Origin of the sequence: Nocardioides sp. (assembly GCF_047606145.1) — a bacterium.
Classification (GTDB): Bacteria; Actinomycetota; Actinomycetes; order Propionibacteriales; family Nocardioidaceae; genus Nocardioides.
The window spans coordinates 1-16,572 of sequence record NZ_JASGET010000076.1 but is presented as its reverse complement, the minus strand read 5'-3'; the positions used below and the strand labels follow the sequence as shown (position 1 = coordinate 16,572).

12 protein-coding genes are annotated in these 16,572 nt (G+C 67.4%); 11 read left to right on the top strand and 1 reads right to left on the bottom strand.

Going from position 1 to position 16,572, the window contains the following annotated elements:
- Positions 1 to 236 precede the first annotated feature (236 nt).
- The 10 genes from QM638_RS09585 to QM638_RS09540 all read left to right on the top strand — a co-directional run bounded on the left by QM638_RS09585 (position 237) and on the right by QM638_RS09540 (position 12,913).
- A complete protein-coding gene (locus tag QM638_RS09585; RefSeq protein ID WP_415141743.1) occupies positions 237 to 1,040 on the top strand; it encodes an alpha/beta hydrolase fold domain-containing protein in 804 nt (267 codons plus the stop codon).
- Between the two features lie 172 nt (positions 1,041 to 1,212).
- Positions 1,213 to 2,736 carry an ABC transporter substrate-binding protein gene (locus QM638_RS09580; RefSeq protein WP_415141742.1) on the top strand — a complete coding sequence of 508 codons (1,524 nt, stop codon included), beginning with the start codon at positions 1,213 to 1,215 and terminating at the stop codon, positions 2,734 to 2,736.
- On the top strand, positions 2,736 to 3,746 hold the full coding sequence (locus tag QM638_RS09575; protein ID WP_415141741.1) for an ABC transporter permease: 1,011 nt from the start codon (positions 2,736 to 2,738) through the stop codon (positions 3,744 to 3,746). Before QM638_RS09580 ends, QM638_RS09575 begins: the two co-directional genes overlap by 1 nt.
- Positions 3,743 to 5,716 (top strand): dipeptide/oligopeptide/nickel ABC transporter permease/ATP-binding protein, encoded by a 1,974-nt coding sequence (locus QM638_RS09570; protein ID WP_415141739.1) that lies wholly within the window; start codon positions 3,743 to 3,745, stop codon positions 5,714 to 5,716. Before QM638_RS09575 ends, QM638_RS09570 begins: the two co-directional genes overlap by 4 nt.
- On the top strand, positions 5,709 to 6,563 hold the full coding sequence (locus QM638_RS09565) for an ATP-binding cassette domain-containing protein (protein WP_415141738.1): 855 nt from the start codon (positions 5,709 to 5,711) through the stop codon (positions 6,561 to 6,563). Before QM638_RS09570 ends, QM638_RS09565 begins: the two co-directional genes overlap by 8 nt.
- 44 nt (positions 6,564 to 6,607) lie before the next feature.
- Positions 6,608 to 7,495 (top strand): alpha/beta hydrolase, encoded by an 888-nt coding sequence (locus QM638_RS09560; RefSeq protein WP_415141737.1) that lies wholly within the window; start codon positions 6,608 to 6,610, stop codon positions 7,493 to 7,495.
- A complete protein-coding gene (locus QM638_RS09555; RefSeq protein ID WP_415141736.1) occupies positions 7,492 to 8,385 on the top strand; it encodes a hypothetical protein in 894 nt (297 codons plus the stop codon). Before QM638_RS09560 ends, QM638_RS09555 begins: the two co-directional genes overlap by 4 nt.
- 133 nt (positions 8,386 to 8,518) lie before the next feature.
- Positions 8,519 to 10,267, top strand: a complete 1,749-nt coding sequence (locus QM638_RS09550; RefSeq protein ID WP_415141735.1) for a thiamine pyrophosphate-binding protein — start codon at positions 8,519 to 8,521, stop codon at positions 10,265 to 10,267.
- Between the two features lie 44 nt (positions 10,268 to 10,311).
- Positions 10,312 to 11,700: a CapA family protein gene (locus QM638_RS09545; protein WP_415141734.1), complete on the top strand. Its 1,389-nt coding sequence runs from the start codon at positions 10,312 to 10,314 to the stop codon at positions 11,698 to 11,700.
- Positions 11,701 to 11,746: 46 nt separating this feature from the next.
- Positions 11,747 to 12,913, top strand: a complete 1,167-nt coding sequence (locus QM638_RS09540) for a DUF3500 domain-containing protein (RefSeq protein WP_415141733.1) — start codon at positions 11,747 to 11,749, stop codon at positions 12,911 to 12,913.
- Positions 12,914 to 12,970: 57 nt separating this feature from the next.
- Here the strand turns inward: QM638_RS09540 and QM638_RS09535 are convergent, their stop codons facing one another.
- Positions 12,971 to 14,698, bottom strand: coding sequence for a carboxylesterase/lipase family protein (locus QM638_RS09535; protein WP_415141732.1), 1,728 nt, complete (start codon positions 14,696 to 14,698; stop codon positions 12,971 to 12,973).
- Between the two features lie 307 nt (positions 14,699 to 15,005).
- On the opposite strand from QM638_RS09535, the gene QM638_RS09530 reads away from it, so the two are divergent.
- The coding region (locus tag QM638_RS09530; protein WP_415141731.1) for an alpha/beta hydrolase-fold protein at positions 15,006 to 16,572 on the top strand (1,567 nt) is incomplete at its 3' end.

Here is a 16,572-nt window from a genome sequence, read left to right as displayed (position 1 = left end):
TCTCATCCTGGACATCGCTCCAGGTCTGGAACGGGTCAAGCGAGCAGGGCAGTGACCTGGTGGCACCCGGGGTGCATCGGCGCTCTGTCTGAGAACGCCGACAAGAGGATGGTGGACCAGTGAGCGACACCGCTGCCAGCCCGCCGACCGCACCGACCCGCGCCACGCCGCCGCGGGGACTCCTCCACGCGCTGGTGAGCGCACCCCTGCCCGAACCCTCGGCGGACGACGGGGTCTTGGTCTACCGGGACGTCACGTACCGTGCCGTGGTCGGGTTCCGACCCCTGTCACTCGATCTCTTCAAGCCAGAACAGCATGGCCCGACACCGGTGGTGATCGCACTCCACGGCGGCGCCTTCCGGGTCGGCAGCCGTTCCATGTATCCGCCCGCCTTCGGCGCTCCGGAGGTGTTCCGTCGACTGGCTCACGACGGCACCTGTGTCGCGAGCGTCGATTATCGTCTCAGCGGCGAAGCGACCTGGCCCGCCTGCGTGCACGACGTCATGGCGGCGATATCGTGGTTGCGAGCACGATCTTCCGAGTTGGGCATCGACCCCGAGCGGATCGGACTCTGGGGCGAGTCCGCCGGCGCTTATCTGGCCCTGATGACCGCTCTCTCGTCGCCTACCGACGACGGGCTCACCGTCGGCGCACTTCCCGGCGTGAGGTGTGCCGTGGCCTGGTATCCACCGGTGGACTTCTCCACCATGCAAGCCCAGGGTGCGCCCGCCACCGACGCCGCCGGTTCACCAGAGTCCCACCTGCTGGGTGTTCCGGTCGGCGACGCCCGCGAGCGTGCCCGTCGAGCCAGTCCGGTCAACTATCTCAGCGTGGACTCGGTGCCGATCCTGCTCATGCACGGCACCGCCGACGACGCAGTGCCGTTCGCTCAGTCCGAGCAGCTCGTCTCCGCCGCCGCGCAAGTGGGCGCGCCCGTGGAACTGAGCGCCGTCGCGGACTACGGCCACACCTTCCGCGGTCATCGTGACCCAGCGGGCCTGCAGCGGACCGCGCTCGACTTCCTGCTACGGCACCTTTGACAGCATCGTTTCGTGCAACGAAAGTGCATTCCTTACCGCGTTTGACGCTGCTACGTTCTGTGACGCAAGCCACTTCGGGTTGCGCGAGTGATCCACAGCCGAAGCCTCGGACCGGCCTTATCGCGTGCAGCGCGCGACCCATCACCCGGTGGACCTCACGAGGAGGAATGACATGCGACTGACGCGTCGCGCACTCGTCACAACTGCGGCCACTGTGCTGGGCCTCGGCGGCCTCGTCGCCTGCGGGTCCAGCTCGAACAGCACGGGAGGTGGCGCAGGCGGCACGCTCACGTTGATCACGTCCACCGCGCCGTCGAGCATCAATCCACTGCTCGTGGGCTACGGGAACTCTGCGACGCAGACCGTCGACCTGGCGTACTCGAGCTTCTTCGACTGGCTCGGCGGGGACCGGTTCGAGCCCGTGCTCGCGACCGGCTACAAGTTCATCGGCTCAGGGAACAAGGAGATCCGCATCACGCTGCGCAAAGGCCTGAAGTTCTCCGACGGCGCGGCCTTGAACGCACAGGCGGAGAAGACGTTCCTGGAGTACTTCATGGATGCGAAGGCGCAGGGCAGCGAGACGGTGAAGCGACTGGTCAAGAGCATCAGCACGCCGAACGAGACCACCGTCGACATCAAGTTCACCCAGCCATATCCTGATGCGCCGCTGCTCTTCTCCGACGGCGGCGCATGGGGTTCTCCGATCAGTCCCAAGGCGCTCAGCGGTGACACCGACCAACTCGGCTACCACACCTACGGGGCCGGCGCCTACGAGTTGGACTCGACCGTCTCGGGGTCGACGTACACCTACGTACCGAATCCGAACTACTACGACACCTCGGCCCAGCACTGGGACAAGGTGGTGGTGAAGGTCATCGCCAACACCGACTCCGCGCTGCAGACGGTCAAGGGGACCGCACATTCGGTGATGCAAGGGACCTGGAAGCAGAAGAGCCAGGCAAGCTCCGCAAGCCTCACCGAGACCACCTCGGGAGCGCAGCTGACCTACATGCTGATGCTGACCGACCGAGCCGGCAAGGTGACCCCGGCCCTCGGCGATGTCAAGGTCCGGCAGGCGCTCAACTACGCGGTCGACAGGTCCGCCATCGCCGACCTCGTCAACGGCACCGCCAACGAACAGATCGTCGCCAAGGGCACCGCTGGCTACTACTCCGACCCGATCTACAGTCAGGACGCGGCCAAGGCCAAGGAGCTGCTCACCGAGGCAGGCTATCCGGACGGGTTCAGCTTCAAGCTGCTCGTCCCCGGGTACGAACCGACCTTGGTCAGCGCGGCACAGGTGTTGGCCGACGACCTCGCGAAGGCCAACATCACCATGAAGATCGTCACCGCGCCGACCTTCCAGCAGTTCCTCCAGCAGCAGAGCAGCATGAAGTACTCCGCAGACTTCGAGCAGTGGGAGTCGACCACCATGTTCTCTGCGGCCCAGCAGCTCATCGAGCCGAACGGCTATGTCAACAAGGCCCACGACTCCGACGCGGACCTGAACAAGCAGATCGCCAAGGCCTCCGTGCTGACTGGCTCGGCGGCGACCAACGCTTGGCAGGACTTCAGCCAGCTGGTCTCCGAGAAGGCGTGGTTCGTGCCACTCGCCTCGACCGACCAGGTGTTCTACAGCAACGACGTCACCGTTCCGGTGAACGGGCTCTACCCCAACCCGGTCACGATGAGCTGATGAGCGGCGCGATCCTCACCCCTCACGCGCGAACGCTGTGGCTCTCCGCGGCGTTCCGCCGCTTGGCAGTGCTCCTGCCGGTGGTCCGCTGGGCCGGCAAGGCGGCGGTGCTCCTCTTCGTCGTCTCGGTGGTCACCTTCCTGCTGATCTCGTTGAGCCCCGGTGATGCCGCAACCTCACTGCTCGGTCAGTACGCGACGCCGGCAACCGTCAAGGCACTGCAGGAGCAGATGCATCTCGATCAGCCGCTACCGGTGCAGTACTGGGAGTGGCTGGGCCACGTCCTGCACGGGGACCTGGGCACGTCATTGTCCTCGGGCGAGCCGGTGCGCACCATGGTGGCGCAGCGCATAGGTCCAACGGTGTCGTTGGTCCTGTTGACGCTGGTGGTCACCGCGGTGATCGGAGTACTGCTCGGCGTGGTCTCGGCCGTCCGCGGCGGTCCGGTGGCGCGCCTCACCGACGCGTTGGGCCTCCTCGGGGTCGGGGTCCCGGGCTTCATCATCGGCCTGTTGCTGATCTTGGGCTTCAGCTCCTCTCTGGGATGGCTGCCACCGAACGGCTACGCCACACTGGCCGACGGTCTGGGGGCTTGGAGTCGGACACTCGTGCTTCCGGTGACGGCCTTGGTGATCGGCGCGATCGGCTTCATCGCCAAGCAGGTGCGCTCGGCCATGGTCGACGCCCTGCGGAGCCCCTTCATCAGAACGCTGCGAGCCAACGGATTCGCCCGTCGCTCCGTGTTGTACAAGCACGCACTGCGCACCGCGTCGGTTCCGGTGCTGGCCGCACTGGGTACGGCCGTGGTGGGGCTGCTGGGAGGCTCGGTGCTGATCGAGCAGGTCTTCGGCATCCCGGGCTTGGGAGGTCTTGCCGTCGCCTCGGCCGCGAGCAAGGACCTGCCGGTCGTCCAGGCCGTGGCGGTGACCTACACCCTGCTCATCATCGCGGTGAATCTCTGCCTCGACCTTCTCTACGTGGTCGTCAACCCGAAGGTGGGCCGACGATGACGACGCCGATGCCGACGACGGCGCCACTCGCGGCCCGGGCCGGATCACCTACCCGGGCCTCTCGTGGCGTCGCGGTGGACCGATGGGCGATGGCGGCGCTCGGCTGGATCCTGCTCGTCACACTGATCGCACTACTGGCACCGGTCCTGTTCCCCGGGGGAGCGAACAGCCAGGACATGAGCGAGGGCTACCTAGGCCCGAGCGGCGGCCATCTCCTGGGCACCGATGACCTCGGCCGTGACCTGATCGCACGAATGGCGTACGGCGCGCGACCAACACTGCTCTGCATCTTGATCGGCATCGGAGTCACCATGACTCTCGGCGCCTTCGGTGGGATCGCAGCCGGCTACCGCGGAGGCCGGATCGACCGGTTCCTCTCGCTGATCGCCGACGTCCTGATGGCCGTGCCGGTCCTGATGGTGCTTCTGGTGGTTGCCACCATCTTCGCCAACAACCCCTACATCTGCATGGTCGTCTTCGGACTGTTCACCTGCGCACCACAGTTTCGGGTCATCCGAGGCGCGACTCTGACCGTGGCGAACGAGCTCTACATCACCGCAGCCCGCGCCGCCGGTGTCTCGGAAGGCGTCATCATCGTGCGCCATCTGCTCCCTCGGCTCGCCGTCTTCATCAAGGTGCAGACCTCGATCGTGGCGGCGATGGCACTGACCATGGACGTATCGCTCGGCTTCCTCGGACTGGGCGTCGCCCCGCCCGCACCCAGTTGGGGCGGTGTCATCGCCGAGGCCGCACAATATCTGAGCACGGATCCGTGGATGGTGGTTCCACCCACACTCGTCATCTGTGTGACGATCGTCGCCTTCGGCATCCTGGGCGACCTCGGCCAAGGCAGCCACAGGCTGCGGCGGCGTCGCAGGCGGGGGCAGGCATCGCGCTCCTTCTCGGGTACGGCCGATCTGTCCGGGTCCGAGCGCCCGGGCCGCACATCCTCGTCGGCGCTGCTGAGCCTGCGCAACGTCACCGTACGAACGCCGGGAGCACGATCGATCACCTTGGTGGAAGGCATCGCATTCGACCTGCGTCGAGGCGAGGTCCTTGCCCTGGTCGGCGAATCCGGAGCCGGGAAATCTGTCACTTCGGCCTCCATCCTGCAGCTCGATGACACCGAGGTGACCGGAAGCATCCGGTTCGACTCCCAAGAACTGGTCGGCGCCGACGAAGCGACGCTCGACGCCGTTCGCGGGCGCCGGATCGCCTACATCGGACAAGACCCGATGGTCGCGCTCGATCCCCTCTTCCGGGTCGGCAGCCAACTGGCCGAAGCCTTGCGACGGCACCGTCAGCTCGGCCGCACGGCCGCTGTCGAACAGGCCGAGCAACTGCTCGCCGCCGTCAGGATCTCCGACCCCGCCGAGGTGCTCCGCAGATATCCACACGAGATCTCGGGCGGCATGGCGCAGCGAGTCGCGATCGCACTCGCGCTCGCCGGCGACCCCGACCTGCTGATCGCGGACGAGCCGAGCACCGCTCTCGACGTCACGGTCCAGATGGAGGTGATCGGCCTGCTCAAGCGGCTGCAGCGAGAACGCGGCCTCGCCATCCTGTTGGTGACCCACGACTGGGGCGTCGTTGCGGACATCGCCGACCGGGCGGTCACGCTGTATGCCGGCGAGGTGGTCGAGGAGGCCGACGTGACCGACATCTTCGGCTCACCCGCTCACCCTTACACCCGCGCCCTGCGCGCCGCCGACCCACACGCACAGAGTTCGCACGGACGGCTGGCGACCATCCCGGGACAAGTGGCCGCCCCCGGCCACTGGCCCACGCACTGTCGCTTCGCCGCTCGCTGCGGGCACGCCCTGAGCGCCTGCACGCTCGACCATCCGGGCCTGACCGACGTCGGCGGCGAGGGTCACCTCAGTCGATGCCTCCGTGCTGCCGAGATCGAAGCCGGTCTGGGCGACGTGAGCTCCGTGCCCGAGAGGGCCGAGGAGGTGGACGATGTCTGAGGCGGACGCACCGTTGTTGTCCATCAGCGATCTGGTCGTCGAGTACCGCCGAGGTCGACGCCTGCCGGTCCGGGCGGTCGACGGCGTGAGCCTCGAGGTCGGGCACAACGAGGTACTCGGTCTTGTCGGCGAGTCCGGCTCGGGCAAGAGCACCATCGCCCGAGCCATCCAGGGGCTGGTCCCAGTAACGACCGGATTGATCACGATCGGCGGGGAGCCGCTGCGTGCGCGTACACGCCACGAACGACGGCGCCTGGCCGCGCATGTCCAGACGGTGTTCCAGGACCCGTACGGGTCCCTCAATCCGGCCCGGTCCGTCGGCGCGAGCATCGCCGAGCCGCTCCGGGTGCAGCAGCGGCATCTCTCCCGCGACCAGGTCCGGACGCGAGTCGCGGACGAGCTGTCGCGGGTCGGACTCGACCGCGACGTCGCGACACTCGCCCCCGGACGACTCTCCGGCGGTCAGCGACAACGAGTGGCCATCGCCCGCGCCCTCATCACCCGCCCGGCGCTGGTGATCTGCGACGAGGCCGTGAGCGCGCTCGACCTCTCGATCCAGGCCCAGATCCTGAACCTGCTGGCCGACATCAAGGACGAGCTCGGCACGTCGTACCTGTTCATCACCCACGATCTCGGCGTGGTGAGGCAGATCGCGGACCGCGTCGCCGTCCAACAAAGCGGCCGTCTTGTCGAGCTCTTCGATGCCGAGGAGGTGGACAGCCCCCTTAGGGCGCCGTACACCCGCCGTCTGTTCAACGCCGCGCCGATTCCCGATCCGCTCCGCCAGACGGAGAAGCGCGCCCGGTTCGAGCGCTACGAGGAGGGCCAACAGGTCCGCACCGCATGACCGCACGATCAGCATTCACCACTGTCACAGGAGAGCCGAACCTGATGATCGAAGAGCACAACCCGACCGCCGAGCACACACCAGCGCCCCATGAGCTCGAGTGGGCCGCGTTCGAGCGCCAGTGGGTCGATCCAGTTCGCCCCGACAGCGACCTCGTCACCTTCCATACCTACCGGCAGCCCTCACGCCGGACGGCTCCCGGCGCCGAAGGCAGCTATCTGCTCTATCTGCCGCCGCACTATGACACCGATCCCGAACGACGATTCCCCGTCGTCTACTGGTTGCACGGTGGCAGAGAGAGCTCGTGTAGCGCGCTCGGTGTCGTCGAGCGCATCGATGAGGCGATTCGGGCCCGCCAGATGCCGCCGGTGATCCTGGTCTCGGTCCAGGCACTCCCGATCGGCTGGTACCTGGACTCCAAGGACGGCGAGCGGCCAATAGAACGGACTGTGATCGACGACCTGATCCCCCATGTGGACGCCACCTACCGCACGATCGCCGACCGAAGCGGACGTACCATCGAGGGGTTCTCGATGGGTGGCTACGGCACCTTCCGCTTCGGCCTGAAGTATCCCGGCCTGTTCGGCCGGATCTCCGGGATCGCGCCCGCGATTCTGCGTACCATCGGGGAGGAGCCAGCCCAACGCACCAAGCGAACCTTCTTCGATGATGCCGACTACTACCGCGCGGTGAGTCCATGGACATTACTGATGGCCAACGCTCCCGAGCTGCGCCACCGCGGCACCCGGATCCGCATCCTGGCCGGTGCCGAGGATCACCGACTCCGGCGGACGATCCTCGACTTCCGCGACCAGATCGAGCAGGCCGGTCTCGCAGTGGAGTACGCCGAGGTGCCGGCGGTGGCCCATGACCATCTCCGCATCATCGACGGCGTCGGCGAGGCCTATCCGGCCTTCTGGGCCACCCCATGACCGCCAATGGTTCGGACGCGGAAATCCTGATCGCGATCTCGGACAAGCCGCACACCCGCCAGCTGAGATCACTCGATCGAATCGCCGGCGCCCGCGTCGCGTTCCCTTCGCCCAAACCGATGTATCGCGCGTTCGGGGAGATGATCGAGCATCAGGTCTACGACGTCGCCGAACTCCCGATCACTGTCTTCCTCCAGGCGCGAGCCGCCGGCAAGCCTCTGCTGCTTCTGCCGGTGACGCTGGCCGCCGCCTTCCATCACCGCAGTCTGGTGACACCGCGCGACGCCGACATCGACGATCCGCGGGTGCTGATCGGCAAGCGTATCGGCGTGCGCTCCTTCAGTCAGACCACCGGCCTCTGGGTTCGGGCCTGGTTGGAAGAGGAGTACGATCTCCGCCCGCAAGACTCGACCTGGGTGGTCACCGAAGGCTCTCACCTGGCTGCGTTCCAGGATCCGGCGTACGTCAAGCGAGCACACGCACCACTGGATGAGCTGCTGCGGACCGGTGACCTCTCCGCGGCCGTCCTCAGCCGGGTCAGCCAATCGTGGCTCCGGCCGGTGCTGGCCGACCCGTCCGGCTCGGCTCGGGCCTGGCACGCACGCCACGGCGTCGTGCCGGTGAACCACCTGGTGGTGGTCACGGAGCGACTCGCCGAACAGCGACCCGACATGGTTCGGGCGATCTACCGCGAGCTGACCCGAGGCGTCGAGGAGACCGATTGCGGAGGCATGCTTTGGGAAGGTGCCGACGCCCCGCACCGGCTCTGCTACGGCATCGATGCGGTGGCACCGGCCGTCGGTCTGGCAGCGGAGTACGCGGTACGGCAGAACCTGATTCCAACACGACCAGACCTGCGCTCCGGCTTCGTGCCCGCAAACCTGACCTGACTCGTGTCGCGGACAGTCCTCGGCAGACATGTGCGCCCAGAGAATTACTTAGACCGTAACTACATTTACACCTACGAATTGGCTGACTAGCGTCAGCGCCGGCGAAGCGTCAGCGCCGGTGAGAGGAGTCCCGATGGAGCACCAGGACCGAGACGGCGTCGAGATGCCGGCTGATCCGGGTCTCCGGACCACCGATCACGAGCCCGGCTCTCCCGCCACCGACCGGAACCCGCCGAACGGTGGCACCCGGATGGCTCAGGTCCTCGCCCAGCACGGGTGTTCCCACGTGTTCACCTTGATGGGCGACGGCAACATGCACTTCCTCACCGCCCTGCAGCAGGAGTCGATCGGGATCGTCGAAGTGCGGCACGAGAGTGCCGCCGTCGCGATGGCTGAAGGCTTCGGCTGGGCCAAAGGGTCGGTGGCGATCTGCACCGTAACACACGGCCCCGGATTCACCCACACGGCTACCTCCTTGGTCGTCGCCGCGCGGAACCGCTCACCACTGGTCCTGGTGGTCGCCGAGACGAGTGCCGACTATCTCGGCGCGCAACGGTTCGACCAGATGCGGTTCGCTGAGGCGTGCGAGGTGCCATACCACCGAGTCCGGCCGGGCGAGGATCCGGCGGCGGCCCTCGAGAACGCCATGTCGGCGGCCCTTCGACTGACCTCGCCGGTGATCCTCGGAGTGGCATCCGACCTCTTCATCGCCCCGGCGCCGGCCGTGGGGAAACGCTCGGGCGCGTACGAGATCGTGGCCGAGGTGGACCGGGAGGCCAGCTCGGCTGCGGCCGACGTCATCCTGACCGCGCTATCCACTGCTCGATCGCCAGTGTTCATCGCGGGCCGTGGCCTGCTCCGCGCCAAGGGCACCAGGCCGCTCACCGAGCTTGCCGAACACTGGGGTGCCGCGCTGGCGACGACGGTCCCAGCGAAGGGTCTCTTCGACGGGCATCCCCAGAATCTCGGGATCTCCGGCGGGCTCTCGCACGTCGAGGCCGAGACAATACTCAAGCGCGCCGATCTCGTGGTGGCCTTCGGCTCCAGTCTCGACCGTGGCACCACGTCCTCGGGTCGGCTGTTCCAGCGTGCCCGCATCCTCCAGGTCATCGACGAGACATCGGCCATGGCATCCGCCGACAACGTCACCCCGCTGCTGGCCGAGGCGGTCGCGACCATCGAGGAGCTGCTGGCACAGGCCCGCGGCCCGGCCCGCCACCCGTGGTTCGCCCCGGTGCCACCCGATGCGGAGTGTTGGGCTCATGACCTCAAGGAGTTCCCGACGCGACCGGCCGCCGGTAGCGTCGACCCTCGGCCAAGCTTGGCTGCACTCAGCAGACACCTCCCCGCCGATGCCAACGTCGTGGTCGGGAACGGTCATTGCTCCGGGTTCGCCACGACCTTCGTCGACGTGCCGGCCGACGGTCGCTTCTTCGCGGCACATGGCTTCGGATCGATCGGCCAGGCACTGCCCACGGCGACGGGAGCGGCCTTGGCGACACCGGAGAAGAAGACGGTCGTGATCGAGGGCGACGCCGCCTTCATGATGCATCTCGCGGAGGCCGACACGGTGGCGCGCTCGGGCGCAAACCTGACGGTCGTCGTGGTCAACGACGGTGCCTTGGGAACCGAGTACCAGCGCCTTGCGTTCGACGACGACCACGCCGAACTCGCCGTCGTGGGAACGCCCGGACTGGCCGACGCCGCCAGGGCACTCGGCGCCCGAATCATCGTCCTCGCCGACCCCAGAGACACCGAGCAGGCCGTCGCCGCCGCTCTCGAACCAGGTTTCGTGCTTCTCGAGCTGCGCACCGATCGTGCAGTGCTCAGCCGACACATGCGCTGGCTGCACCACGCGCGCGGGGTGGCGAGCATGGACTGACCCACCCGACTCGTCGCCGATCCCGTCCCGAAGGAGAACCACCCATGTCCACATCGAACAGCCAACCGATATCGATCGCCGTGGCCGGCGAATGCATGGTCACCCGTCCGTTCTCGGTTGGAGAGGAGCCCGAGTTCACCTCCGTCCTCGACCGGCTGCGCTCCGCGGACCTCACCTATGCCCATGTCGAGACCAACTTCGGGGAGTACGCAGAGGTGGGCGCCCCGGCGCGGAGCGGATCGCTGGGCAGCTATTTCATGACCGATCCACGGGTCGCCCACGACCTACGCTGGGCTGGGGTGGACATCAGCTCGCTGGCCAACAACCACAGCTTTGACTTCGGCGCCCCCGGGATCATGTCCACCATCCGGCACTGTCAGGCCGCCGGTCTCGCACATGCCGGCACCGGTCGGGACCTGGAGGAGGCACGCGAGCCCGCGTATCTGGAGACCCGCAAGGGTCGTGTCGCCCTGGTCTCGGTGAGCTCGGGGAACGGCGCTCACGAGTGGGCGACACCACCCAAGGCGTCGCTGCCTGGACGAGCCGGGGTCAATCCGCTGCGCACCGCCATGCAGTACGTCGTCGACCAACCCTCCGCGGAGCTGCTCAAGGACGTCTGGCGCCAACTCGGAATACCGATGGGTCGGGGAGGCCTGGTCGAGACCAGCGGTGCGAAGAGCGACCGGAGTGAGGGCGAGTTCGTCCTGCCCATGCCGGGAAGCACCTGGAGCAGCAACAAGTTCCTCGCCAGCGACCATTTCGAGATCCGCTCCTCGCTGGATCAGGCCGACCTGGCCGGCAACCTGCGGTCGGTGGCGGAGGCGGCGACGATGTCCGATCTGGTCATCGTCGCTCACCACTTCAGCAACAGCGAAGGAAAACGAGGGGACGAGCCGCCCTCCTTCGTTCAGCGGTTCGCCCGACGCTGCATCGATGAGGGCGCCGACATCTACGTGGGTCACGGCTGGCACAAGACGCTGGGCATCGAGATCTATCGTGGAAAGCCGATCATCTACGGCATCGGCAACTTCTTCGCCCAGTCGGAGTTCGCCCGGCGGGTGCCGTTCGACGGCTACGAGGCGTGGGGGCACGATGTCGAACGTCTGTCCGCGCTGACACCGGCCACCCATCCCCTACACCCCGGGTACTCCGCGCACAGCGCGACCTGGTGGAGCTCAGCGGTGCTCGAGATCGACATGGCGGGCGGTGAACTCGGCGAGATCCGACTGCACCCAGTGGAGTTGGGACGCAAGGTCGGTGACGGTGCCGAGCTTCGGCGCGCGGTGGGCGGCCCGGAGCGGCCCCTGACCGACGGTCGCCCGTTCGCCGCGAGCGGAGAAGACGCCGAGCGGGTGCTCGAGCGCTACCGGGAACTGTCTGCCGCTCTCGGCACGAACCTCGCGGTCAAGGACGGTGTCGGTGTCATCCGCTGAGCCGACCGCGGGACCCATCGGTCAAAGCCAGAGTGATCCGCGCGGCGTGCGACTTCGGGACCAGCGCAGCAGTGGGGTCAAGCCCCCGATGTGGACCGGTTGGACGGCCGAGCGAGCGGCCCGTACGGCCGCGATGAACCGCAAGACCGCCGCCGAGGGGCTGCGGGGGATCACCACCAGCACGGGCCTGGAAGCTGGACTCTTCCCGCTGGCACCGACCGGACTAGACGTGGGCCCAGCCCGCCGCTCAGCAGTGGCCTACCTCGACGGATTGAGCAAGCGCGAGGCGGCATACGGACGCTTCCCGATCGACGACGAGACCTGGCGGCAGTGGATGAACGGCACGCGCTACTTCGGCCGTCACGGTCAGTGCCTGGAGGATCTCACCGACGCCAAGCGAGACCTCGCGCTCCGCGTGATCGAGTCATGCCTCAGCGAGGTCGGATACGCACAGCTCCGCGACGTGATGCATCTCAACACCACCCTCGGGGAGATGCGTGCCGAGCTCGACGTTCTCAACGAGTGGCTCTACTGGTTCAGCATCTACGGCTCTCCTGAGACTCCTGGGGCTCCGTGGGGATGGCAGCTCGACGGCCATCACGCCAACGTCAACTGCGTGGTCGTCGGTGATCAGATGACGCTCACCCCCAGCTTCATCGGTGCCGAGCCCGCCTTCGCCGAGTTCGGCACGTACGCCGGCACGCGCCTGCTCGGCACCGAAGAGCGTCTGGGGGCCGATCTGTTCGAGCGCCTCGACGGCAGGCAGCAAGAAGCCGCCCGCATCGACTCACAAATGCCTGAGGATCTCTACGCGCGGGCCTACCGCGACAACCTGGTGCTGGACTATGCCGGCGTGGCCGTCGGCGACATGACTGACGAGCAACGCGAACTCGCTCGCGGACTGATCGGGCTCTACGTCGATCGAGCACCGTGCGACCACGCGCGCCTACGACGCCACGAGATCGACAAGCACCTCGACCAGACTCACTTCGCCTTCGTCGGCGACCATCGCGGACCCCACGGAGCGTTCTACTATCGGATCCACAGCCCGGTCATCCTGATCGAGTTCGAGCACATGGCGGGCGTCATGTTCGAGGTCGAGGCACCGTGGCGCCAGCACATCCACACGGTGGTGCGCACCCCCAACGGCAACGACTACGGGGCCGACCTGCTGCGCCAGCACCACGAGCGTCACCATCCGCCCCGATCGTGAGGGATGAGGCCGCCTAGACGGCGGCCTCATCACCGTGCCTCTCACCAGGGACGATCCTCAGTACTCGACGTCCTGGGAGGTGAGGTAGTCCTCCTGGAAGTCGATCCGGGCATCGGTGTCGCCCACCGGGATCTGGCCGAAGCCATCGCCGAGCTCCATCACCGAGGCCGTGCGCCGCGTCAGGGCCGGCCACCGGGGAAGATCGTGCCGCACGCAGGCATCGGTGGCGTAGCGGCGATCGTGCCCGCGGCCGCGTCCGTTGGGATCACCCGTGGCGGCGAAGTTCGCAACGTAGGACGAGACCTTGTCGGCGATCCGGTAGTCCTGTCGGGTCCATGGTCGGTCGGTGCCGTCCAGGCCACCGAAGACGTAGTACATCTCGGCGCCGTGGAACGCGCCCACCGCGCCGTCCCCGATGATCGGGTTGGTGGTGTCCGTCCCCGGCGGAACGTGGGTCCAGAAGTAGTTGTAGACGTTGCTGCGAGCACCGGACTCCAGCCACTCGGTCCCCCACAGATACGTCGAGGTCCGCTCGTTGTCCCGGTCTGCGTTGTTGGTCTGCTCGCTCGCCTCGGCATCGCTGGTGGCGGGATAGGCGGTCAGGAACTCATCGGCCAGATCCCCGTACGTCGAGGTGGCGTTGGCCTCGAACTCCGCCAGTGTCACGTCCTGTTCCGGCGTGGCGCCGTTCTCGTCCTTGTTGTTCCCGGTCAGGATCGGGATGTCGCTGAACGAACCGTCCCGGAAGATCTCGGAGTACGTCGCCGGGAAGAGGTAGCCGTCCATCACGGTGCCGAATCCCTTGGCCGTGCTCGGTGCCAGCTTCGCCTGTGTCTGCAGCTCGGCGGCGTCCATCGTGCGCAGCTCGGCCAGCGACGAGGCCCCGACGTACTCCATGAAGTTGGCGCCGGTGGTCTCCGCGGCCGCCAGGCTCCGATACTTGCCGGCGACCTGGTTGATGACCGGATCCTTGGTGTACTGCACCCCGCTCTCCAGGATGCAGCGCTGCAAGAGCCCCTTGGCCAGTGGGGAGAAGAGCAGCACCCAGGCCAGCGAGGAGCCGTGGGACCAGCCGGCCAGGGTCACCCGGTCCGCATCCCCACCGAAGGCGTGGATGTTGCGCCGGACCCACGTCAGTGCGGCGATCGCATCGAAGTGTCCCCAGTTGCCGGACCCGTGCCCGAACTCCTCGGAGAGCTCGGCGGTGGCGAGGTGGCCCAGCGCGTCGGCACGGTAGTTGATGGTGACGACCACGACGCCCTTCTTGGCCAGCGTCGAGCCGTCCCAGATCGGCTGGCCGGACCACATCGACGCGCCCGCACCGCCGTAGAGCCACAACAGCACCGGTCGACGCTCGTGCGTGTCGGCGGCCGCCGTCCACACGTTCAGGTTCAGACAGTCCTCGGAGAAGGTCGGCGGGTCGGCCCACTCCGGCAGGGTCGCGGTGTACTGGGGGGCGGCGTCCCCCCACGTGTCACAGACCCGCACCCCGCGCCACGACCGGACCGGCTGCGGGACCCGCCACCGGTTCTCACCGGCGGTCGAGGCGCCGTACGGGATGCCCTTGAAGACGGTGACGCCGTCCAGGGCGGCCTCGACACCGCGAACGCGGCCGGAGTCGATGGTGCCGGCGGTCAGCGGGGAACGTCGGCGGCCCTGATGGCTGCCGGCCGCCTCGGCGGACGACTGCCATGGCCCCAACAGCGCAGCACCGCCGGCGGCTGCCATCGTGCCGGCGATCAGGCCCCGTCGCCCGATCGGCTTCGGTGTGGATGTGCTGGACATGCGTGCTCCTTCGATGTGGTGACCCCGGTCACTCGATGACGCTAGTGAAGATCCGCCATCTTCTTCAAGACCTGAACACAAAAAGCGGACAAATCCACCCCTGACGCATATAAGCGGCATTCACAGGTTCATTACGGAGAGCAAAAGAGCACCATAGCCAAATAAAAATTCATACCGTGAACATCTTGTGCGATCCCGAGGAGTGTGAATACGGTCACGTCCAGGCGGCTCTCCTCAAGCCGCGGCCCCCATCCCGTGGCCCTGGCCCCGTCCTGCCGGCCAGGCCACCGACGCCCTGGAGAACGACATGAACAAGCTCCCAGGCGCGAGCGGCACTGTCGCCGTCTCCGCGCTCACGCTCGCACTCACCGCGAGCGTGGCGGTGGCCGCCACCGCCACGAAGGGACACGGCGGCGACGCCCAGGCGCTCGGGCCCACCGTGACCCACACCGGCCGGGGCCCGACCGGATACTCGGTCACCTTCCGGATCAAGGACGCCGACGCCACCGCGATGAAGATCAAGGGATCGTGGTCGTTCGCCTCCTCCGCCTCGACCAAGTCCGACCCGCTCAACAACTCGGCGATCTCGGCCGCGGACTGGACGCCCGGCGACTTCCCCCTCCAGTCCCCCGACCGTCCGGGCGAGGCCTGGCCCGTCGCCTCGATGACCAAGGACACCGCGACCGGCATCTGGTCCTACACGGTCCCCTTGCCGTCGGGCGTCTTCGACTATCAGTTCTATCCCGACTGCGCGGCCACCGGGACCTCGGTCGACGGGTGCACCGCGATCACCGACCCGGCCAACCTCGCCTTCAACACCGACGGAACGACGACGCAGGGATCGGCAGCGGTCTTCAGTCAGGTCTACGTGCCGTCCGACTCCCGCTTCGGAACTCAGGACTACTCCTGGCTCACCGACGTGTCCAAGGGCAAGCGCGGGACCCTGACCGACGTCGAGATCCCGTCGACCGTGCAGGACTCCGGCACCGACCGTCTCGCGGTCTACACGCCGCCGGGGTACGACGCGGATCGCGCGACGCCGTACCCGGTCTTCGTGCTCAGCCACGGCGGTGGCGAGACCGAGATCGCCTGGCCCACCCGCGGACGCATCCAGCAGATCGCCGACCACCTCATCGCCGAGCACAAGATGCAGCCGGCGATCATCGTGATGCCGAACGTGGGCGGCCCCGGCAACTTCGGCGCCGAGGTCGGCTCGGACGTGCTCCCCTACGTGGAGGCGAACTACGACGTGACGACGTCGTCTTCCGGTCGCGCCATCGCCGGCAACTCCGCCTTCGGCGGCGCCACCAACAACGTCCTGTTCAGCGACGACGCCAACTTCGGCTACTACGGGGTCTTCTCCCCCGCCAACGGGGCACCGGATCTCACGGTCACCGACGCCGACGGCGACGTCTCGCTGAACCCGGCGTACAGCACCCAGAAGCTCGGCGACCTCTTGGGGCTCGAGATCGCGGTCGGGCAGCAGGACCTGAGCGGCGATGTATGGGCAACCGGCGCGGCGTTGCCGACGATGACCGCGACCACCGAACGGATGGGATTCATCCAGGCCGGCATCGGGTTCAGCTACTTCACCGAGGGCGGCGGCCACACCTGGGCGTTCTGGCAGGACGCGGTCAAGGACTTCCTGACCACCTCCGCCTTCCGCACCACCACCACGTCGATCACGGGCAGCGGCGCGAGATACACCGCCAGCGTCACCGCGGCGACCGCCGAGCCCGCGACCCCGACCGGCACCGTCCAGTTCCTCGTCGACGGCGTCGAGACCGGCCACCCCGTCCGGCTCTCCGGTGGCACCGCGACCCTCCACTACACCGGCTCGGGAACCGTCACCGCCGTCTACCACGGCGACCGGT